Source organism: Rhodoferax fermentans (assembly GCF_002017865.1).
GTDB classification, from domain to species: domain Bacteria; phylum Pseudomonadota; class Gammaproteobacteria; order Burkholderiales; family Burkholderiaceae_C; genus Rhodoferax; species Rhodoferax fermentans.
Window position 1 is genome coordinate 2867129 of the sequence record NZ_MTJN01000002.1, and the last position, 21493, is coordinate 2888621.

The 21493-nt window shown below is 61.2% G+C and carries 15 protein-coding genes; 9 read left to right on the forward strand and 6 right to left on the reverse strand.

The features are described 5' to 3' along the window. The first annotated feature begins 131 nt into the window (after window positions 1-131). The 4 genes from RF819_RS13420 (at window position 132) to btsR (ending at window position 4906) form a co-directional block, all read left to right on the forward strand. On the forward strand, window positions 132-1358 hold the full coding sequence (locus RF819_RS13420; protein ID WP_244899905.1) for an acetate/propionate family kinase: 1227 nt from the start codon (window positions 132-134) through the stop codon (window positions 1356-1358). A gap of 62 nt (window positions 1359-1420) precedes the next feature. Continuing rightward, window positions 1421-2386: a formate/nitrite transporter family protein gene (locus RF819_RS13425; RefSeq protein WP_078365461.1), complete on the forward strand. Its 966-nt coding sequence runs from the start codon at window positions 1421-1423 to the stop codon at window positions 2384-2386. An 82-nt stretch (window positions 2387-2468) separates the two neighbouring features. Then, window positions 2469-4196: a sensor histidine kinase gene (locus RF819_RS13430; protein ID WP_078365462.1), complete on the forward strand. Its 1728-nt coding sequence runs from the start codon at window positions 2469-2471 to the stop codon at window positions 4194-4196. After that, entirely contained in the window at window positions 4193-4906 is a 714-nt protein-coding gene (gene btsR, locus RF819_RS13435; protein ID WP_078365463.1) for a two-component system response regulator BtsR, read from the forward strand. The genes RF819_RS13430 and btsR overlap by 4 nt, the downstream gene beginning before the upstream one ends. Before the next feature lie 143 nt (window positions 4907-5049). Here the strand turns inward: btsR and RF819_RS13440 are convergent, their stop codons facing one another. Together RF819_RS13440 and RF819_RS13445 are read right to left on the reverse strand one after the other, a co-directional pair. After that, entirely contained in the window at window positions 5050-5667 is a 618-nt protein-coding gene (locus tag RF819_RS13440; RefSeq protein ID WP_078365464.1) for a DUF2325 domain-containing protein, read from the reverse strand. 37 nt (window positions 5668-5704) lie between these two features. Then, the gene (locus tag RF819_RS13445) at window positions 5705-6922 is read right to left on the reverse strand and encodes an MFS transporter (protein WP_078365465.1); all 1218 of its coding nucleotides are present in this window, start codon (window positions 6920-6922) and stop codon (window positions 5705-5707) included. 276 nt (window positions 6923-7198) lie between these two features. Here RF819_RS13445 and RF819_RS13450 point away from each other — a divergent pair, with 276 nt between their 5' ends. Then, the gene (locus RF819_RS13450) at window positions 7199-9139 is read left to right on the forward strand and encodes a RecQ family ATP-dependent DNA helicase (protein ID WP_078365466.1); all 1941 of its coding nucleotides are present in this window, start codon (window positions 7199-7201) and stop codon (window positions 9137-9139) included. Between the two features lie 96 nt (window positions 9140-9235). Here RF819_RS13450 and RF819_RS21920 read toward each other — a convergent pair whose 3' ends face one another. The 4 genes from RF819_RS21920 to RF819_RS13470 form a co-directional block, all read right to left on the reverse strand. Next, a complete protein-coding gene (locus RF819_RS21920) occupies window positions 9236-10804 on the reverse strand; it encodes a methyl-accepting chemotaxis protein (RefSeq protein WP_078365467.1) in 1569 nt (522 codons plus the stop codon). A 103-nt stretch (window positions 10805-10907) separates the two neighbouring features. Continuing rightward, window positions 10908-12650, reverse strand: coding sequence for a methyl-accepting chemotaxis protein (locus RF819_RS13460; protein WP_078366942.1), 1743 nt, complete (start codon window positions 12648-12650; stop codon window positions 10908-10910). A gap of 231 nt (window positions 12651-12881) precedes the next feature. Beyond that, entirely contained in the window at window positions 12882-14915 is a 2034-nt protein-coding gene (locus RF819_RS21925; protein WP_078365468.1) for a methyl-accepting chemotaxis protein, read from the reverse strand. Between the two features lie 493 nt (window positions 14916-15408). Continuing rightward, window positions 15409-17139 carry a methyl-accepting chemotaxis protein gene (locus RF819_RS13470; RefSeq protein WP_078366943.1) on the reverse strand — a complete coding sequence of 577 codons (1731 nt, stop codon included), beginning with the start codon at window positions 17137-17139 and terminating at the stop codon, window positions 15409-15411. A gap of 357 nt (window positions 17140-17496) precedes the next feature. Between RF819_RS13470 and RF819_RS13475 the strand changes: the two genes are divergently transcribed. The 4 genes from RF819_RS13475 (at window position 17497) to RF819_RS13490 (ending at window position 21492) form a co-directional block, all read left to right on the forward strand. Then, window positions 17497-19020, forward strand: a complete 1524-nt coding sequence (locus tag RF819_RS13475) for an anthranilate synthase component I family protein (RefSeq protein WP_078365469.1) — start codon at window positions 17497-17499, stop codon at window positions 19018-19020. 3 nt (window positions 19021-19023) lie between these two features. Then, window positions 19024-19638, forward strand: coding sequence for an anthranilate synthase component II (locus RF819_RS13480; protein ID WP_242473288.1), 615 nt, complete (start codon window positions 19024-19026; stop codon window positions 19636-19638). Between the two features lie 78 nt (window positions 19639-19716). After that, entirely contained in the window at window positions 19717-20826 is a 1110-nt protein-coding gene (locus RF819_RS13485) for a GntG family PLP-dependent aldolase (RefSeq protein WP_078366945.1), read from the forward strand. A gap of 9 nt (window positions 20827-20835) precedes the next feature. Beyond that, window positions 20836-21492, forward strand: a complete 657-nt coding sequence (locus tag RF819_RS13490) for a LysE family translocator (protein WP_078365470.1) — start codon at window positions 20836-20838, stop codon at window positions 21490-21492. The last annotated feature ends 1 nt before the right edge of the window (window position 21493 follow it).

Consider the following 21493-nt stretch of genomic DNA (forward strand, 5'->3'; position numbering starts at 1 on the left):
GTCACCCAACACATACCAAGGTGCCCGTGAACGCCATGACTGGCTGGGCAGCGCCCAGCCATAGTCGCTTGACCTGTCGGCGTTTACTCGTCCCGGCTGGGTCAATCCCTGTTCACTAAGAGGAAAATCACGTGTTAGCTGATACTGTTTCTGCCAAACAAGCCGCTTACCTGGTGCTCAACGCCGGTTCGTCGAGCTTGAAATTTTCGGCCTTCCGCCAAAACGCACAGGGTAACGACCTGGAAACCCTGTTGTCCGGGCAGATTTCCGGCATCGGCAGCGAGGCCCGCTTCGAAGCCAAGAGTGCCGACCGTCGCCCGCTGGGTGCACACACCTGGGATACCAAAGATTCTGACAACCGCGACATCCTGCTCCAGTATGTGCTGGACTGGCTGGGCACCACCCTGGGCGACTATGACATCGTGGCGGTGGGCCACCGCGTGGTCCATGGCGGCATGAACCTGGGCCAGCCGATGCAAGTCACTCCGAACTTGCTCGACGAACTCGACAGCCTGGTGCCATTGGCCCCGCTGCATCAGCCACACAATGTGGCACCGATCCGTATCCTGGCCAAGAACTTCCCTGATCTGAAACAGGTGGCTTGTTTTGACACCGCTTTCCACAGCACCCAGCCAGCCATGGCGCGCCATTTTGGCCTGCCCCAGGCGCTGACCGACGAAGGTGTCTGCAGCTACGGCTTTCACGGCCTGTCCTACGAATACGTGACCAGCCATTTGCGGGAAACCCGTCCCGATTTGGCCCAGGGCCATGTGGTCATCTGCCATCTGGGCAATGGCTCCAGCCTGTGTGCGGTCAAGGGTGGGCAGAGCATGGACACCTCGATGGGTTTCTCGGTGCTCAACGGCGTGCCAATGGGCACCCGCAGCGGCAGCATCGACCCCGGTGTCTTGTTCTACCTGATGCGTGAGAAGAGCATGGGACTCGAAGCGCTCGAAGACCTGTTGTACCGCCAGTCCGGGTTGCTCGGCATTTCCGGCATTTCGAACGACATGAAGGTGCTGCAAGAGTCGAGTGAGCCAGCTGCTCAGAAGGCCGTGGACTTGTTCTGCTTCCGCGTAGCCAAGGAAGTGGCGGCCATGGCTGCGTCCATGGGCGGGCTCGATGCGCTGGTGTTCACCGCCGGCATTGGTGAAAACTCGCCAGAGATCCGTGCCGCTGTGGTTCAACAGCTGGCCTGGCTGGGTGTCAAGGTGGATGCCGCTGCCAATGCCAAAAAGGCCTATGACATCTCGGCCGCTGATGCCAAGGTGCCGGTGTTCATCGTTCCGACCAACGAAGAAAAAATGATTGCCAAACACACCATCCGGGTGCTGGGGCACACCTTGGGCCAAGCCTGAGTTTTCCACCAAAGAACCCAAGGCCGGGCTGATTTGCCCGGCCTTGTCACCACACGACTGTCATGTTCAAAAACACTGAGGACGGATGCTCTCCCAAGCACCATGCCGAGCACGCCAAAAGTTCGGCCACATCCGGCGCAAACGTCGGTTTTTCCATGGACCCCCTGATGCCCGATGCCGTTGCGCTGGCGGCTGAAGAGGTGGGTGTCAAAAAAGCCAAACTGGCACCCTGGGTGTTGTTTGGTCTGGCGGTCCTGGGCGGGGCTTTTGTGGCCCTGGGGGGCTTGTTTGCCACGGTCACCATCTCTGGTGCGTCTGGCCATTTGCCTTACGGCGTGATGCGCCTGCTGATGGGCGCGACTTTTTCACTCGGGCTGATGCTGGTGGTGATTGCCGGCGCTCAGCTGTTCACCAGCGACGCGCTGATGGTCATGGCCTGGGCCAGTGGGCGTCTGAAAACCGGGCGTATGCTGCGGGTCTGGTGCACCGTCTGGCTCGGCAATTTTGTCGGCGCCTTGGGTGTGGCGGCCTTGGTGTTTCTCTCGGGTCAGTACACCTTTGGCCACGGTGAGGTGGGTGCTTCGGCGCTGTACTTGGCCACCGCCAAAAGCACGCTGGCGCCGGACAAGGCGTTTTTCCTGGGCATTCTCTGTAACGTGTTGGTCTGTCTGGCGGCCTGGGTGGCCATGGCGGCGCGCAGCATCGGCGACAAGATCCTGGCGATGTTTTTCCCGATCGCGGCCTTTGTCGCGGCCGGGTTTGAGCACTGTGTGGCCAACATGTATTTCATTCCACTGGGCCTATTCATCGAATGGTGGGCACCCGAGTCGTTCTGGACGGAGCTGGCCCACAACGGCGTGGCACGGCCAACCATCCCGGTGGACCAGTTTGCCATCAACCTGGCTGCCGTCACCCTGGGCAACTGGGTAGGTGGTGCCTTGCTGGTCGGTGCGGTGTATTGGCTGATCTTCCGCCACGGCCAACCCACCAAGGCCGCAGCAGAAAAAAGCAGCTTCAAGGACGCCTGATCACCGAGCTTGACCAGCACCATCCGGTTGCTGGTCAAGTCGGCCTGGGCGAAGTCAGGCATCTGCCAGTAAAGTTAAGCCCATGAGCCTTGCTTCCATCGAACTGATCCTGACCCTGCTGCAGCAGACCTGTGTTTACCTGGTCATTGCCTACCTGCTGAGTCGCACCCGCATTTTTATCCCGCTGATGCACGTCACCATCCGGCTGCCGCACCGGGTGACCTGTTATGTGGTGTTCTCGCTGTTTTGCATCATGGGCACCTATCTCGGTCACAAGATCGACGATTCGATTGCCAACACGCGCGCCATCGGCGCCGTTCTCGGTGGGGTTTTGGGCGGGCCTTCTGTGGGGTTGATGGTGGGGTTCACCGGTGGCCTGCACCGGTATTCTCTGGGCGGGTCGTCGGCGTTTGCCTGCATGGTCTCTACCGTGGTCGAAGGGCTGATTGGTGGTCTGTTTCACCTGTACATGATCCGGCGCGGGCGCTTTGGCACCCTGTTTCGGCCGGTGCCGATTGCCTTGGTGACCTTGTGTGCCGAAGTGGCGCAGATGCTGATCCTGCTGTGGCTGGTGGAGCCTCCCGAAGTCGCCAGACATCTGGTTGAGCAGATTGCGGTGCCGATGCTGCTGGCCAACTCACTCGGTGCGGGCCTGTTCATGCGTATCTTGCTGGACCGGCGCCAGCTCTACGAGCGCCAGTCGAGCGTGTTTTCGACCAAGGCGCTGGCGATTGCAGCGCGGGTGGAGGGGCTGCTGCGCTCGGGCTTCAACAGCGACACCAGCCACCAGGTGGCCCGCATCATTTACGAAGAAACCGGGGTGGGTGCGGTGGCCATCACCGACACCCAGAACCTGCTGGCCTTCATTGGCATCGGCAGTGACCACCATCTGCCGGGCACACCGATCAATTCGGCGCTGACACAACGGGCCATCGCCAACAACGAGGTGGTCTACGCTGATGGCAACGAAGTGGCCTACCGCTGCTCGATCAACCCCAAATGCCCGCTGGCTGCCTCGCTGATCATCCCGCTGCTCGGTGAGGAAAACCATGTGATTGGCACCGTCAAGCTGTACGAGCCCCGCACCCGCCTGTTTTCCACCATCAACCGCGCCTTGGGTGAAGGCATTGCACGGCTGCTCTCGAACCAGATTCTGGCCGGTCATTACATGCGCCAGCGCGAGTTGCTGGCGCAGTCTGAGATCAAGTTGCTGCACGCCCAGGTCAACCCGCATTTTTTGTTCAACGCGCTCAACACCTTGTCGGCCGTGATCCGGCGTGACTCGGAGCGGGCCTGCCACTTGGTGCTGAACCTTTCGACCTTTTTTCGCAACAACCTCAAACGCCCCAGCGAAGAGGCCAGCCTGAGTGAGGAAGTCCAGCATGTGACCGCTTACCTCGAAATCGAGCAGGCACGCTTTCTCGGCCAGCTGGTGCTGGACTTTGACATACCGGACGGTTTGCGCCATGTTCGTATGCCCGCTTTTTCTCTGCAGCCGATTGTCGAAAACGCCATCAAACACGGCACCTCGCAGTTGCTGGGCATTGGCCGCATCCGCATCTCGGCGCGGGCGCAGGACGAGATGCTGCTGCTCAGTGTCGAGGACAACGCGGGCCTGTATGTGGAGCCCGCGCCAGGCACCGGCAGCGGCCTGGGTATGCACTTGGTGCGTCGGCGGATTGCCACCCGTTATGGCCCGGCCTTCGGGCTGGAGGTGACTTGTGAGCGCGAGGTGTTCACCCGCGTCACCCTGCAACTGCCGTTGGCACCCAGCGAGGTTTCAACCACCATGGAGGTGTACCCGGCATGAAAGTCCTGATCATTGACGACGAGTTGCCCGCGCGCGAGGAAATTGCCCGCCTGTTGGGTCAGGAGACTGACATCGAGATCCTGGGCCAGTGCAGCAACGCCATCGAAGGCATCTCTGCCATCCACCGGCTCAACCCCGAGGTCATCTTCCTCGACATCCAGATGCCGCGCATCAGCGGGCTGGAGATGCTGGGCATGCTGGACCCCGAGAAAATGCCCAGCGTGGTGTTTCTGACCGCGTTCAACGAGTACGCCTTGCAGGCCTTTGACAAAAACGCCTTTGACTACCTGCTCAAACCGATTGACCCGGCGCGCCTGGCGCTCACCTTGCAACGCCTGCGACGTGACCGCAAGCCCAGCGCCGCCCTGTTTACCGCAGCGGCACCGCTCAAACAGATCCCGTGTCCGGGGCATCAGCGGGTGTTGCTGATCAAGATCGACGACATCGAATACGCCACCTCTCGCACCGCCGGTGTGTATGTCACCACGAACGAAGGCACGGAACACTTCACCGAACTGACCCTGCGCACGCTCGAGGAAAAAACCCCGTTTCTGCGCTGCCACCGGCAGTACCTGGTCAACCCAGAGCAGATCCAGGAAATCAGTTTTCTGGAAACTGGCGCGGTCGAAATCCTGACCCGCCACAAACGGCGCATCCCGGTCAGCCGCCGCTTGCTCGGAGAACTCAAGGAAAAACTGGGCCTGCCTTGAGCCGAAGCGGGTGTTGGGGCGCAGACTTTGAGTTATTTTGGCTTATGGCCCTTATTCCGTAAGGGCACATAGCTATCAATTTCTTCAGCAGCCAGGCGTGCCGTTGCCTCCCATGGACGGTCCCTGGTGTGTGGCAGCCTGCGTCATGACGGGCCCATGTCCTGCGAAGACGCTGTGTCGGCTGCCGCTTCGTGCGTCTGCGGGTGGTGGATGTGGACGATGCGCACAGCATCGGGCTGTGCGACCAGCACGCAGGTTTTGCCGGTGCGTTGGCAATGGTCCTGCACGCGCCAGTACGCGCCGTGGCTGAGGCAGCCGGTCTGGCAGATCACCAGATCAGCGGCAACCAGGCTGCTCTCGAGGCTGGCCAAGTCGTCGACGGGTGCGACATCTTCGGGGCGGCCAAGGGCGCTGGCCGCCAAGCGTTGCGCCGGACCTGCTTGCTGCCAGTGAAACCGCTCACGCATCACATCCTGAAGCCGTGCGAGCAGTGTCTCTACCCGCCGGGCCAGAACGACCCGTTTGGGCAGACCGGGAATGCTGGCCTCCAGTTCGGCGCGATCCTCGCGTGCCCATGCCAGCGCGGTGTCGCGCACGATGACTGCCGCGCGCAGACGCATCACTTGGGCCTGCAGCTGCTGGATCGTGGTGGCCTGTGTCTGCACCAGATCGCTGCAGCGTGCCTGAATCTGGCCGCAGTGGCGCAACAGCGCATGGTGTTCGCCAATCACATGGTCCATGTCGCGCGGTGACAAATTCATGGGTAAACAAGGTGTTGGGTCGATGGCATGGTGTTTCTCAAACAGCTACCACAGGTTTGTGGCTGGCGGGACTCGGCCACAGTGCCACACCCATCAACATCAAGGCCACCAGGAGGTAGGGAACCCCAGGGCCGAAGCCATACAACAAAGTGCCGACCAGCGGCCCCAGCACAATGCCCAGCCCTTGGGCCGCACCGACGGAGCCAGCCGCTGCGCCTTGCTCATGGCTGCCCACTGCATTGGCCGCCAACGCGGCAAATGCCGGGAAGATCCAGCCCATGCCCGCCGCCGCGACGAAATAACAAGCCGCCAGCAGGCCCGTCGTGTCCACTGTGGCGGTGGCACCAAACCCTGCCGCTGCCACCACCGCACCGGTGCGGATCAGTCGCATCGGCGGCCAGCTGAGTTTGCGCACCAGCAGTTGCGAGGCAATCAGCCCAATACCAACCGCCGTCAGTGCGAAACCCGCCGCACGTGCAGCCAGTTCGGGCGCCAACTGCAGCCGGTCGATGGCGAAAAAACCCACGGTGATCTGCGCAATGGCCACACAAAACATGGCGATGAAGGCCACGGCCATGGGGCGGCGCAGACGTACATCGTGCAAATGCAAGCTGGATGGTTGGGACTGCACAGGGTGTTCCTGCCGGGGCAGGGCCTTCCAGAGCACCAGCCAGGCGATCACAGGAAGGATCGCCGTGACATACAGCGGCAGGCTCAGGCTATGTTGCGCCAGCATCGCTGCCATGGCTGGCCCGATCACCACCCCCACCGCATTGGCCGCCCCCAAGGACGCCATGGCGCCGGCGCGCCGATCTGCCGCAATGAAGTCCGCCACCAGCGCCTGGCCGGTGGCCGGAATGGCCGCGTAAAACGCACCGATGGCCCCCCGCGTGACCAGCAATCCGACAAACACCCACGTCGCCGCGGGCATGGTTTGCAAGGACAGCACCAACACCGCACACATCGCCCAGTAGGACAGTGCGAAACCACCCACACCAGTCAGCAACACTGCCCGCCGCCCCCGCCGATCACTGGCAACACCCCAAGGGCGTGAGAGCAGCATCCACAACACACCGCCAACCGTGATGGCGGCACCGGCCTGCCATGCAGGCAAGTGCAATTGCCGCGCGATGGGGCCGATGATGGCCACAAACGCCATCATCGCCATGGTGCTGGCCATGTTGGCGACCAGCAGTGGTTTCAGGTTAAAGGTGGCGCTGCTCGGGATCAGATCGGGTGGGGTGGCGTGGGTCATGTTTCGATTCTAAATGACAACAGTTCTCATTTGAAAACATGTTGACCCACCGAGCGAAAGGGTGACTGATCGGCTGTACGCAGCCAACATCGGCGGCGTGATCAGCGGTAAACGGGATGCCCAGGGTTGCGTATGGCGCTGCCGAGCGCGGCAGATGGGACAATAGTGCCGCTCGCCTGCGCTGCACCGGCTGCCGGGATCAAAGTGATAAGCTTTTTTGGTCTCTAGCCCTTGTTTTATAAGGGTGAGTAGCTATCAAAATATAAGCATACCACCTTGTCCATCACCTCCATTCTCCAAGACGTCTTTGGTTACCAGGCGTTCCGTGGGCCCCAACACGAGATCATTGAACACGTCACGCGCGGCGGCGACGCGCTGGTGCTGATGCCCACGGGCGGCGGCAAAAGCCTGTGTTACCAGATCCCGGCGATTGCGCGCCAGCAGGCCGGGCAGGGCATCACGGTGGTGATCTCGCCGCTGATTGCGCTCATGCACGACCAGGTCGGCGCCTTGCACGAGGCCGGTGTCAAGGCTGAGTTTTTGAACTCCACCCTCACGTTTGAGCAGGCCAGCCAGGTCGAGCGCCGTTTGATGCAGGGCGACATCACCTTGCTGTACGCGGCTCCCGAGCGGGTCACCACGCCGCGTTTCCTGGCGCAGCTCGACGCCTTACAAGAGCGCGGGCACTTGAGTCTGTTTGCGATCGACGAGGCGCATTGTGTGAGCCAGTGGGGCCACGACTTCCGGCCCGAATACCGGGCGCTCACCGTGCTGCACGAGCGCTACGCCAGCGTGCCGCGCATTGCCTTGACCGCCACCGCCGACGCGTTGACCCGTGCCGACATCATCGAACGGCTGCAATTGCAGGAAGCCCGCCTGTTCATCAGCAGTTTTGACCGCCCCAACATCCGCTACACCATTGTGGAGAAGCGTGAGGCCAGCCAGCAGCTGCTGCGCTTCATTCGCGACGAACACATGGGTGACGCCGGTGTGGTGTATTGCCAGTCGCGCAAGAAGGTCGAGGACACCGCCGAGCTGTTGTGTGACAACGGCATCGCCGCCTTGCCCTACCACGCCGGGCTGGATGCCAAGGTGCGCCAGGCGAATCAAGACCGGTTTTTGCGGTCTGAGGGCATTGTGATGGTGGCGACCATCGCCTTTGGCATGGGCATCGACAAACCCGATGTGCGTTTTGTGGCGCACCTGGACATGCCCAAAAACATCGAAGGCTACTACCAGGAAACCGGCCGCGCCGGGCGCGACGGTGAGGCGGCAGATGCCTGGATGTGTTACGGCTTGCAGGACGTGGTGAACCAGCGCCGCATGATCGACGAGAGCCCGGCCGAGGAAGAATTCAAACAAGGCCTGCGCGGCAAGCTGGATGCACTCTTGGGCCTGGCCGAAGCCACCGACTGCCGTCGGGTGCGGCTTCTGGCGTACTTTGGGGAGACTTATGCCAAACACGCCGACGCGCCGGGCCGCCCCAAGCTAGGCACGGCTCCCTCGGGGGGCAGCGCAGCACACGAAGTGGCAAGCGTGGGGGCTGGGTGTGGCAACTGCGACAACTGCCTGCAGGCGCCCGAGGTGTGGGATGCCACGGACGCGGCACGCAAACTGCTGTCCACCATCTACCGGGTGCAGCAGATGAGTGGTTTTGGGTTTGGCGCCGGGCACATCATCGACATCCTGCGTGGCAAAGCCACTGAGAAGGTGGTCCAGCGTGGGCATGAAGGCTTGAGCACCTTTGGCATCGGCCTCGACTTGTCCGAGACGCAGTGGCGCGGCGTCTTGCGCCAGCTGTTGGCGATCGGTGCGGTGGCGGTGGACGCGCAGGCCTTCAACACCTTGGCGCTCACCGAAACCTCACGCGCGGTGCTCAAGGGTGAGGTGCCGATCCGCCTGCGCCAGGCGCTGGCGAAGCCTGAGCGCAAGTCGCGCCGCAGCGCCAGCCCCAGCAGCACCGCCAAAACACCCGCGGTGCTGGACGCTGCTCAGCAACAGCGTTATGCCGCACTCAAAACCTGGCGCGCCGAAGTCGCCAAAGAACACAACCTGCCCGCTTATGTGATTTTTCACGATGCCACGCTGGTGGCGATTGCCCAGAGTGCGCCACAGTCGCTGGAACAGTTGCAAGGCATCAGTGGCCTGGGTGTGCGCAAGCTGGAAGCCTATGGCGAGGCGGTGCTGGCGGTGATCGAGGCCCTGGAGGTGGGTTGACCCGGGTTGGGCATCAAAATGCACGCCAGCCCTTTATCTATAAGGGATGGTTACTATCAATAAGGATGCAATCGGTGTGCTCGCTCGGCCCAGAGGTCAGCTGGCAGCGGTGGACAAGGTGAGGCGCGCCGTGGCTGGGGCACTGTCTCCCAAGCGGAAGACCGACACTGTTCTGACCAGATCCTGCGCCTGATTCTTCAGGCTGCCAGCGGCGGCGGCAATTTCCTCCACCATGGCCGCATTTTGCTGGGTGACCTGGTCCATCTGCGCCACAGCTTCACCCACCTGGGACACGCCCAGGCTTTGTTCATCACTGGCTGCGCTGATCTCGCCCATGATCGCGGTCACACGCTGGATGGCGTTGACCACCTCGGCCATGGTGCTGCCCGCCTGGTCCACCAGCGTGGTACCCAGCTCCACCCGTTCGACACTGGCATTGATCAGGGTCTTGATTTCTTTGGCGGCTTCGGCGCTGCGACCCGCCAGGCTGCGCACCTCGCTGGCCACCACCGCAAAACCGCGCCCTTGTTCACCGGCCCGAGCGGCTTCCACCGCGGCGTTCAAAGCGAGGATGTTGGTCTGAAAGGCGATGCCATCGATCACGCTGATGATGTCGCTGATCTTGCGTGAGGCTTCGTTGATGCCGCGCATGGTGTCCACCACCCGGGACACCACCTCCCCACCTTGCTGCGCCACCGAACTGGCGTTGCGTGCGAGCTGGTTGGCTTGGCTGGCATGCTGGGCGTTTTGTTTCACGGTGTCACTGAGTTGATCCATGCTGGTCGAGGTTTGCGCCAGCGCGGTCGCCTGGCTTTCGGTGCGGGCCGACAGGTCGGCATCTCCCTGGGCAATTTCGGAGCTGGCGGTGGCAATGCTGGACGCCGAATCACGCACCTCACTGACCAGTTTTTTTAATGACGCGTCCATCTGGATCATCACCCCCATCAGGCTGTCTTGGCCGCCCTGGTTGTGAATGGGGGTGGACAGATCACCTTTGGCAATCGACTGCAAGGCGCCGCGTGCTGCCGCTGGGTCGCCACCGAGCTCCTGGCGCAAGGTGCTCACCATGCGCAGGCTGAGCACCAAACTCACCAATGTGGCCAGTACGGCCAGTCCGATGGAGACCAACACAGCGCGGCTGACGGTGGCGCTGACGCGGCCATAGGTGTCCTGCGAGGTCTGGGTTGCCGCCTTGCCCTGCTGGAGCAACTCGGCCTTGAGTGCGCGCCAGGCGGGGGTTTCTTCCTTGTTGACGACGTCCTTGGCATCGGCTTGTGCCGCCACCAGTGCCAGCACTTTGTCCTGCGCTTGTTTTTGGGTGGCTCGCAGTGCGGGCAGTTTGGCCAGTGCCGCTTCCAGCTCGCTGGCCTTGGCACTTTGCTGAGCGCGGGCAAAGGCGCTGTCGTAGTCTTTCTCTGCCGCTTTCAGATTGTCAAAAGCCTTGGGGTTCTGCGGGTCCAGAAGGATATTGCGCATGGCTTGCCCCATTTGCAGACCCTGGGCATACATCTCTGCCAGGGATTGCTCCACTGCCTGTTCGGTGCGGATGTAGCGGTCAAATTCACGCTGGGCATTCATCAGTGCGGCAATGCTGCTGATCAGCGCGACAATGAAAATAAAGGCGGGCGTCAGCCCAAATGCCACGATGCGGGAACTGAACTTCATAAGCCTCTCCTGCAACAAGGCCTAAATTCTAGGTCTCATGCTCGGAGCACGCCAGCCTCTTCGGCCTGCAAGTTTGCAGCTCCCGCGCTTGCTGAGGGCTCGTTTAAAAGCTTTCCCAGTCCGAGTCCGATGTGCCGCTGGCGGAGGAGGGCGCCGGTTTTGCCGGGGATGGCACAGCAGAGGATGGGGCCGCAGTCAATCTGGCCGGTGCCGCAGTGTGCGTTGCCAACTTCTTGGGCTCACCGCTGGGCGCTGCTTTCGCCCGCGCCGGGGCGGTGGAGAGGCCGCTCAGACGGCCTTCCCCGTCCCTCAGTTTGAACACGGCAACGGTTTGCACCAGATCCTGCGCCTGGCTCTTGAGGCTGCTGGCCGCCGCCGCCATTTCCTCCACCAGGGCCGCGTTCTGCTGGGTGGCCTGGTCCATTTGTGTCACCGCATCTCCCACCTGGCTCACACCCTGGCTTTGTTCGGTGCTGGCGGCGCTGATCTCGCCCATGATGTCGTTGACCCGGCGAATGGAGGCCACCACCTCGGTCATGGTGGCTCCGGCCTGATCGACCAGGGTCGTGCCTTGTTCGACCCGCTCGACACTGTTGTTGATCAGGGTCTTGATTTCCTTAGCGGCTTCGGCACTGCGGCTGGCCAAGGAGCGCACCTCACTGGCCACCACTGCAAAGCCACGCCCTTGTTCGCCAGCACGGGCTGCTTCGACCGCAGCGTTCAAAGCCAGGATGTTGGTCTGGAAGGCGATGCCATCGATCACACTGATGATGTCGCTGATCTTGCGGGAGGCTTCGTTGATGCCTTTCATGGTATCGACCACCTGGGCGACGACTTCTCCGCCTTTGATGGCCACAGAGCTGGCGCTTTGGGCCAGCTGGTTGGCCTGGCGCGCGTTGTCGGCGTTTTGTCTGACGGTGGAGGAGAGTTCTTCCATGGAGGCTGCGGTTTCCTCCAGGGCACTGGCTTGGGACTCGGTGCGGCTGGAGAGGTCCTGGTTGCCCTGGGCGATCTCGGCACTGGCGGTGGCGACACTATCTGAGCCCTGGCGCACGCGCTGGACCACTGTGGACAAGCTGCTTTGCATGTTCGTGACAGCCCGCAACAAAGCCGAGAGTTCATCTTTGCCAGAGGTGTCGACGGTTTGTGTCAAATCCCCTTGTGCAACAGCTTCGGTCATCACCACCGCGCGACGCAGCGGTACGGTGATGCCGCGCAACAAACTCAGACCAAAGCCGACGGCAAACAGCAAGCCCAGCACTATGGCTGCTATCGACAGAGCTCGGATCGTCTGAAAACTGGCACTGGCTTGATCGAAAGCCTTCTTGGCTTCGTCCACCTGGAGCCTGATCAACGCCCCCGACTGCTCAATCGCGGCATTGAACAAGGGCACGGTTTTCTCGATCCCAATACGTCGAGCACCCTCATAGTCGGCGGCGCGCGCTGCGGCCAGGGACGCGTGCAAACCATCCTTCAGAAGTAGACCGTTGGCCTCCTCAAACTTTTTGGCGATCTGTGACTCTTCGGCCGTCAGGTAGGTGGCCATATAGGCCTGCCACAGCTTGGCGATTTTTTCGGTATTGGCATCGACCAGTTGCGCGTTGCTGTTGGTGGCCTCGGGCGTCTGGACGATCAGCGCGTTGGCCACTGCCAAGCGGTTGCTGACGATCAGGTATTGCACATCGCCCAACTGCTGCATCGGCACCGTGCGGTCCTTGTAAACGCTTTCGAGCGAGGCATTGGTCTGTGTGATGCCATACAGACCAATACCGCCGACGAGCAGCAGCAAGAGTCCCATTGCGGCAATCAGGATGGACAGGCGAGTCGATATCGTCAATCTGTTCATGGTGTTCTCCGCAGTTGGGTTTTTGCAGATTTCATCATAAGTGCGGCTCGTTTTGGCGCCACTGCCGCAGCGTGTGCCTGGTGCGGCCAAAGATCATCCAGCGACCAATTTTCACAGGGCGCTGCGCCTGGGCAGGCTGGTCCCGTCGGGCGCGGGGCACAGCCTCAACCCACCCAAGGTCTTCGGCGTCAGGCCTCGCCACATCGGCGTTGGCAGTTGTTCAAAATAACGCTAGAACGTTTCCCAGTCCGAGTCGGATGTGCCGCTGGTAGCAGAAGGTGCCGGTTTGGCAGGGGCGGCCACGGTAGGTGTTGGGGGCGCCGTCAATCTGGCCGGTGCCGCAGCACGCGGTGCCAACTTCTTGGGTGCACCTGAGTTGGGTCGATCCAGTCGCTTGGGCTGACCGCTGGGCGCTTTCTGCGCGAGCATCGGCGAGGTGTGGATACCCCCATCACCCGCCCCCAGCTTGAACACTGCCACCGTTTGCACCAGATCCTGTGCTTGGCTTTTGAGGCTGCTCGCCGCTGCTGCCATCTCTTCGACCAAAGCAGCGTTTTGCTGGGTGGCCCGATCCATCTGTGTCACCGCCTCACCGACCTGACTCACTCCCAGGCTTTGTTCGTTGCTGGCGGCACTGATCTCGCCCATGATGTCGGTCACCCGTTTGATCGAGTTGACCACTTCGGTCATCGTGCTGCCAGCCTTGTCGACCAAGGCTGTGCCTTGCTCCACACGCTCCACACTGTTGTTGATCAGCAGTTTGATTTCCTTGGCGGCTTCGGCTGAACGGCCTGCCAGGCTGCGCACCTCACTGGCCACCACCGCAAAACCCCGGCCTTGTTCACCGGCACGGGCTGCTTCCACCGCAGCGTTCAAAGCCAGGATGTTGGTCTGGAAGGCGATGCCGTCGATCACGCTGATGATGTCGCTGATCTTGCGTGATGCTTCGTTGATGCCTTTCATGGTGTCCACCACCTGGGCCACGACTTCACCACCTTGCACGGCCACCGTGGAGGCGCTCAAGGCCAGTTGGTTGGCTTGGCGCGCGTTGTCGGCGTTTTGTTTGACGGTGGAGCTGAGTTGCTCCATGCTGGCAGCGGTTTCTTCCAGCGCGCTGGCTTGGGACTCGGTGCGGCTGGAGAGATCCTGGTTGCCTTGCGCGATCTCCGAGCTGGCGGTGGCCACGCCTTCGGCATGTTGGCGCACACTGATGAGCACCGTTTGCACCTTTTCAGCGAACTGGTTGAAGCCTGCGCCGATGGCCGCGAGTTCGTCGTTGCCGCTGACGGGCACGCGGTGTGTCAAGTCCCCATGGCCTGCACCCACGTCGTCCATTGCATCACGCAGGATAGGCAGGCGTTTGAGCAGGCTGCTCAGCAGGGCCGCAATGATCAGCACGGTAACCACGGCCAGCACCAGGCTGCTGACGATGGACGACCACATCATGGTGTTGACACCCGCCAGCGCTTCGCTGGGCTTCAAGGCCACCATCAGAACCCAGTCGGTGCCCGGAATGGCTTGTGCCTGGATCAGCCGCATCTCGTGGTTGATCTCCAGTTCTTGCAAGCCCTCATTCTGGATGAGTGATTCCACGTTCCGGCTGGTCAGCGCTGGCGCCAAATCAGCCAGCGGTTTGAGCAGCAAAGCGCGGTCCTCATGCACCACAATGCGCCCGTCTTTGGACACCACCATGCCGTAGGTGCCCGGTGTCGGGCGAATCGAGGCGATGTTGTGAACCACCGCGTCCATCAGCACATCTGCTGCCGTCACAGCCTGCAACTGGCCGCCAGACTGGATGGCTGATGCAAAGGTGATCAGCAGTTTTTTGCTGGTGGCGCCAATGTAGGGATCGGTCACCACCGGGCCGGTGGCGGCGGATGCTTTTTTATACCAGGGCCGGGCGGTTGGGTCGTATTCAGGGGACTGGACCCGTGAATCAGAAAAAACATAACGTTTGTCGGGGTAGCCGATGTACACCGTGTCCACGTCACCGGCAATTTTGGCGTCTTGCAAGAAGGGAACGGGGTCGGCCTCGGCCACCCGGCCAGCGACAGATTTGACCACCTGGTGCTTGCTTGTTATCCAGTCCGCTACCCCCGCCGCATGGGCATGGGCCAGGGCCCGGGTCTGGTCCGCCAAGGAAGTCAGGGCGTTTTGCCGGGCCATCCACAGATTGCTTGCCGTCAGGACCAGCAGCCCCAAAAGCACCAGGGCGCCAGTGACACCCACCACTTTGCCGCGCAGGGTACGAAAAAAAGAAAACATGTGCTAAACCTCTCCAACTGAGTAAGCCGTCAATGGCGCCGATTGTCCCAAGCCCACATGGCTGTTTTGTTGCAATGCATCAAGGCTTGTTGTCATAAGTGCTTGGTTTCATCTGCAATACCCAGATAACGCAGCGTTATCTGGGTGGAATTGCCCAAGCATCACCCGTGCCAATCAAGTGCCTGGCTGGACTTGGTCCGAGTTCTGCCGTGTGACCACCCGCGCGAGTCTCACCGAAAAGGCCAAACGCGGCCAAGGAGCGGAATGCCGGGTGCGGCCATATTTCTGCGCAACAGCGGTGGATGGAACGAGCCGCTTCAAAGACATATTGGAACCTGCTGTGCTGCCAGAACAGCTTCCACGTAGCGTCGCTGACCGACGCCTCGATTCAATAGACTACCCAGTGTTGCACTTGGATTTGAGAGCGCCCTTATTAAACAAGGGCATTGACGCTATTTATATAGAAGCAATATGGCGTCCCGGGCACCGTGCATCAAAACGTTTCCCAGTCCGAGTCGGAGGTGCTGCTGGCGGCTGTGGCAGGTGCCGAGACCGTGCTGGTGGGGGGGGCAGCATGGCGTATTGCCACGCCAATGGGCTCAACGGGGGCGCGTTGGATCGAAGCCTGTGGCCTGGGCCGCACTGGCGCCGCAGGCCTGCCGCCCAAGTGGCTGCTGTCAGCCGCCCCGAGCTTGAACACCGCCACCGTCTGCACCAGATCCTGCGCCTGGGATTTCAGGCTGCTGGCGGCTGCCGCCATTTCTTCGACCAAGGCCGCATTCTGTTGGGTGACTTGGTCCATCTGCGTCACAGCTTCTCCCACTTGGCCAACCCCCAGGCTTTGCTCATGGCTGGCAGCGCTGATCTCGCCCATGATGTCAGTCACCCGCTTGATCGAGTTGACCACTTCGGTCATCGTGGTGCCCGCCTGGTCGACCAGGGCGGTGCCTTGTTCCACACGCTCCACACTGTTGTTGATCAGGGTCTTGATTTCTTTGGCGGCTTCGGCACTGCGTCCGGCCAGGGAGCGCACCTCGCTGGCCACCACCGCAAAACCGCGTCCCTGCTCACCAGCACGGGCTGCTTCCACGGCGGCGTTGAGCGCCAGGATGTTGGTTTGGAAGGCAATGCCGTCGATCACACTGATGATGTCGCTGATCTTTCTTGAGGCTTCGTTGATACCTTTCATGGTGTCCACCACTTGGGCCACCACCTCGCCACCTTGTACCGCAACGGTGGAGGCGCTAATGGCCAGTTGGTTGGCCTGGCGGGCGTTGTCGGCGTTTTGTTTGACGGTGGAAGATAACTCTTCCATGCTCGCGGCGGTTTGTTCGAGCGCGCTGGCTTGGGATTCGGTGCGGCTGGAGAGGTCGTGGTTGCCTTGCGAGATTTCAGAGCTGGCGGTGGCGACACTATCGCTGCCCAAGCGGACACGCTGCACCACTTTTGACAGGCTGCCTTGCATGTTGGTGACGCCCCGCAGCAGCGCGGCGATTTCATCTTTGCCAGAGGTGTCCACCGTTTGTGTTAAGTCCCCTTGTGCGACGGCTTCGGTCATCTCCACCGCGCGGCGCAGTGGCTTGGTGATGCCTCGCAGCAAGCTCAGGCCAAAGCCAACTGCAAACAGCAGGCCCAGAACCATGGCGGCAACCGACACGGCGCGGATGGTGTGAAAACTGGCGCTGGCGTGATCGAATTCCTTTTTGGCTTCGTTCACCTGGAGTTTGATCAAGGCCGCTGATTGCTCACGGGCGGCATTGAACAGCGGCACGTTTTTTTCAATCACGATGCGCTTCGCACCCTCAAAATCACTCGCTGCAAGTGCAGCCATGGAAGGTCTCAAGCCTTCCTGCAGGAGCTGGTTGCTCACTTGTTCAAACTTTTTGGCAATTTGGGCTTCTTCCGCCGTTGTGCCGGTGGATAGAACCGCTTGCAACAGTTTGGCCATTTTTTCAACGTTGGCTTCAATCAACTGCGAGTTTTGGGTGGTTGTCTCGGGGGTTTGTGTGATCAACGAGTTGGCAACCGCCAATCGGTTGCTGATCATCAAATATTGGACTTCGCTCAACTGCTCCATCGGAACCGCGCGGTTTTTGTACACACCTTCGAGCGCAGCGTCAGTTTGTGTCATGCCGTAGAGACCAATGCCACCGACCAGCAGCAGCACTACCGCCATGGCGCCAATCAGAATGGCCAGGCGAGTCGATATCGTCAACTTGTTCAAAGAGTCCTCCGGGTTCATGTTGTATGCGGGGTACCATCATAAGTAGCCCAGAAGGCCGTTTTGTTGTGCCAGGACGACATTTCAGTTTGATACACTGGCTCGATGTTCATTCACCGCATCTTCCTCACAGGTTGTAGCGACCGGGGAGCCTGGCCCTGGCGTCACTGTGCATGCCTGTCGGCTCTGGCCTGACATTCCCCGGCTGAATGAATCGCAGCGTTCCCGCTGCTTGCTGAATCTCCACTGACTTTCACGGTTTTGCCTTTGGCCTCCAGGCTGTCCTGTGGTGCATGATTTGCCCGACAGCCACCGCCAAAATGTCGCAGGATTCGGCCCTGAATTGAAGGAATCTTCCCCATGATCTCAGACATTGAATTCAATGAGCTCCATGCCCAAGGCTACACCCGTATCCCATTGCAGGCGCAAGCCTTTGCGGACCTGGAGACGCCGCTGTCGCTCTACCTCAAGCTGACCCAGAACCGCCCCTGCAGCTTTTTGCTGGAGTCGGTGGTGGGGGGTGAGCGGTTTGGCCGCTACAGCTTCATTGGTCTGCCCGCACGCACCCTGCTGCGCGCCAGTGGTTTTGGTGCACACGCCCGCACCGAGGTGGTGACCGACGGTGTGGTGGTGGAAACGTCCAACGCCAACCCGCTGGACTTCATTGCCGACTACCAGAAGCGCTTCAAGGTGGCGCTACAGCCCGGCATGCCGCGTTTTTGTGGCGGTTTGGCGGGGTATTTCGGTTATGACGCGGTGCGTTACATCGAGAAAAAGCTGCAGGCGACGTGCCCGCCCGACGAGCTCGGCACCCCCGACATCTTGCTGCTGCAGTGTGAGGAGCTGGCCGTCATCGACAACCTGTCGGGCACCCTGCATTTGATGGTCTATGCCGACCCAGCCCAGGCGGGTGCTTACGAGAAAGCTACAAAAAGGTTAGCGGAATTAAAAATCTTGCTGCGTGGCAGCGTCCAGGCGCCCGAGATTCTGCCCAGTACCAGCCAGAGCGCCGTGCGCGACTTTGCCAAAGCCGACTACATCGCCGCCGTGGAGCGCGCCAAGGAGCTGATTGCTGGTGGCGACTTCATGCAGGTGCAGGTGGGCCAGCGCATCAAAAAGCGTTATACCCAGAGCCCATTGAGCCTGTACCGCGCCCTGCGTTCGCTCAACCCCAGCCCCTATATGTACTACTACAACTTCAGCGGCGCTATCGACGGCGGCGCGGATTTCCATGTGGTGGGGGCCAGCCCGGAGATTCTGGTGCGCCAGGAGCAGGTCACGGTAGGCGGCAAAACCGCCCAGAAAATCACCATTCGCCCGCTGGCGGGCACACGCCCACGCGGTGCCACCCCCGAGCTGGACAAAGCCGCCGAGGTGGAACTCATCAACGACCCCAAAGAACGCGCTGAACACGTCATGCTGATTGACCTGGCGCGCAACGACATTGGCCGCATCGCCCAGATTGGCAGCGTCAAGGTCACCGACGCGTTTTGTGTCGAGCGTTATAGCCATGTGATGCACATCGTCAGCAATGTGGAGGGCACCTTGCTCGACGGCATGAGCAGCATGGACGTGCTCAAGGCCACCTTCCCGGCAGGCACCCTGACCGGCGCGCCCAAGGTGCATGCGATGGAGTTGATCGACCAGCTGGAGCCGATCAAACGCGGCATCTACGGCGGCGCTTGTGGTTACCTGAGTTACGCGGGCGACATGGACGTGGCGATTGCGATTCGCACCGGCATCATCAAGGACCAGATGCTTTATGTGCAGGCGGCAGCCGGTGTGGTCGCCGACTCGGTGCCTGAGCTCGAATGGAAAGAAACCGAAGCCAAGGCGCGCGCCTTGTTACGGGCGGCAGAACTGGTTGAAGAAGGTCTGGAGTAAATCATGAGCAAACCTATCCAACTCCTGATGATCGACAACTACGACAGCTTCACCTACAACATCGTCCAGTACCTGGGCGAGCTGGGGGCGCAGGTGACTGTGGCGCGCAACGACGAGATCACGATCAACGAAATCGACGCGCTGCTGGCGGCGGGCAAACTCGACCGCTTGGTGATCTCGCCCGGCCCATGTTCACCAGCTGAGGCCGGCATCTCGGTCGCGGCGATCCAGCACTTTGCTGGCAAGCTGCCGATTCTGGGCGTCTGCCTGGGCCACCAGGCGATTGGCGCGGCCTTTGGCGGCACCATTATCCGGGCGCAGCAGCTCATGCACGGCAAAACTTCAACGATCAGCACCACGCAGCAAGGTGTGTTTGCAGGCTTGCCCGCGCAGTTCACCGTGAACCGTTACCACTCGCTGGCGATCAAGCGCGACAACTGCCCGGCCTGCCTGACAGTCACCGCCTGGACCGATGACGGCGAAATCATGGGTGTCAAACACAGCACGCTCGACATCGAAGGCGTGCAATTCCACCCGGAAAGCATCCTGACCGAACACGGCCACGCGATGCTGAAGAACTTCCTGGCCCCCCGTCCCGCCGACAGCCAGCGCGCTTGATGCGCGAGCTGCTTCGGTAACCATAGCTTCTAGCCCTTATTGAATAAGGGCTAGAGGCCAAAAAGGCTTGTAAACATGATGAAAACCGTTGACCTCCGCAGTGACACTGTGACCCAGCCCACCGCAGCCATGCGTGCCGCCATGGCCGCCGCACCCGTCGGTGACGATGTGTTTGGTGATGATCCCAGCATCAATAGCCTGCAAGACAAACTGGCAGCGATGCTGGGTTTTGAGGCCGCGTTATTTGTGCCGACCGGCACACAAAGCAACCTGTGTGGCCTGATGGCGCACTGCCAGCGCGGAGACGAATACATCGTGGGCCAGATGGCGCACACCTACCGCTGGGAGGGTGGTGGCGCGGCGGTGCTGGGCAGCATCCAGCCCCAGCCGTTGGAACACCAAGCTGACGGTACATTGGCGCTGGCCGATATCGAAGCGGCCATCAAGCCCGACGACGCCCACTTTGCCAAGACCCGGCTGCTCACGCTGGAGAACACCTTTGGCGGCAAGTTGCTGCCCTTGGACTATGTGCAAGCCGCGACCGACTTGGCCAAAAGCCACGGGCTGTCCCGGCACCTGGATGGTGCACGCCTGTTCAACGCAGCGGTGGCGCAGGCCACGCAGTTGGCCGGAAACAATGTGCCAAATCTGCCTCAGTCCCTTACAGATCAAGGGCAAGCAGCTATCACTTATGAAGCCATTGTCAAAGAGGCATGCCGCATCGCCCAGTGTTTTGACAGTGTGTCGGTGTGTCTGAGCAAAGGCCTGGGTGCACCGATCGGCTCCATCCTGTGCGGCAGCGCCGACTTCATCGCCCGTGCGCACCGCATCCGCAAGATGGTGGGCGGCGGCATGCGTCAGGCTGGCATTCTGGCCGCAGCGGGTAGTCACGCGCTGGACCACCATGTGGCGCGGCTGGCCGACGACCATGGACTGGCACGCCGTCTGGCCGATGGGCTGCAGGGGCTGCCTGGGGTGGTGGTGGAGCCGCCGCAGACCAACATCGTGTTTGTGGATTTGGTGGATGGCGCCAAGGCGCGTGGGGCTGGGCTGATACCGCACCTCAAGTCGCACGGGGTGCTGGCCACCGGCCTGTACCGGTTGCGTTTTGTCACCCACCTGGATGTGGATGCCGCGGGCATCGACCACGCGGTGTCGGTGATACGTGCCTATTTTGAACACCACTGAGCGCGCGCCATGCCCGATACCCACCAACTTCTGCTGTTCATCGCCGCCGGTTGGTTGCTGAACCTGACGCCCGGCCCCGATGTCCTGTACATCGTGACCCATTCGCTGCGCAGTGGTGCGCGCGCGGGGATCGTGGCCGGGCTGGGCATCACCACCGGCTGTTTTGTGCATATCTTTGCCGCAGCGCTGGGGGTGGGGGCCTTGCTGGCGGCCTCGGCCACCGCGTTTAACCTGCTCAAGTGGGCGGGTGCGGCCTACCTGTTGTATGTGGGTGTTCGGCTGCTGTTCTCGCGTGCTCAGGGGAACGTGTTGCCCAGTGCCAGCATCAATGCCGGTGCCCCGCTGTCCGTCGATTTGTGGCGGGTGTACAGCGGTGGTTTCTGGACCAATGTGCTTAACCCCAAGGTGGCGATCTTCTTTCTGGCCTTTGTGCCGCAGTTCATTTCGCCCGGCACGACACAAACCACCTGGGTGTTTCTGGCGCTTGGTGTCTTGTTCAATGTCAACGCCATTCCGGTCAACATCGGCTGGGCACTGGCAGCGGCCTGGATGGCGCGCCGGGCCAGTCTGGTGCAGCGTGGCATGCACTGGCTGGACCGCGTCGCCGGCGCCCTGTTCATCACCTTCGGCCTCAAACTGGCCCTGACCGACAATCCCGTCTCGTAGA

Coding starts and splice junctions, on each gene's coding strand:
- RF819_RS13425 (WP_078365461.1), top strand. CDS start 1,421: ATGTTCAAAAACACTGAGGACGGATGCTCTCCCAAGCACCATGCCGAG.
- RF819_RS13430 (WP_078365462.1), top strand. CDS start 2,469: ATGAGCCTTGCTTCCATCGAACTGATCCTGACCCTGCTGCAGCAGACC.
- btsR (WP_078365463.1), top strand. CDS start 4,193: ATGAAAGTCCTGATCATTGACGACGAGTTGCCCGCGCGCGAGGAAATT.
- RF819_RS13440 (WP_078365464.1), bottom strand. CDS start 5,667: ATGAATTTGTCACCGCGCGACATGGACCATGTGATTGGCGAACACCAT.
- RF819_RS13445 (WP_078365465.1), bottom strand. CDS start 6,922: ATGACCCACGCCACCCCACCCGATCTGATCCCGAGCAGCGCCACCTTT.
- RF819_RS21920 (WP_078365467.1), bottom strand. CDS start 10,804: ATGAAGTTCAGTTCCCGCATCGTGGCATTTGGGCTGACGCCCGCCTTT.
- RF819_RS13460 (WP_078366942.1), bottom strand. CDS start 12,650: ATGAACAGATTGACGATATCGACTCGCCTGTCCATCCTGATTGCCGCA.
- RF819_RS21925 (WP_078365468.1), bottom strand. CDS start 14,915: ATGTTTTCTTTTTTTCGTACCCTGCGCGGCAAAGTGGTGGGTGTCACT.
- RF819_RS13475 (WP_078365469.1), top strand. CDS start 17,497: ATGATCTCAGACATTGAATTCAATGAGCTCCATGCCCAAGGCTACACC.
- RF819_RS13480 (WP_242473288.1), top strand. CDS start 19,024: ATGAGCAAACCTATCCAACTCCTGATGATCGACAACTACGACAGCTTC.
- RF819_RS13485 (WP_078366945.1), top strand. CDS start 19,717: ATGAAAACCGTTGACCTCCGCAGTGACACTGTGACCCAGCCCACCGCA.
- RF819_RS13490 (WP_078365470.1), top strand. CDS start 20,836: ATGCCCGATACCCACCAACTTCTGCTGTTCATCGCCGCCGGTTGGTTG.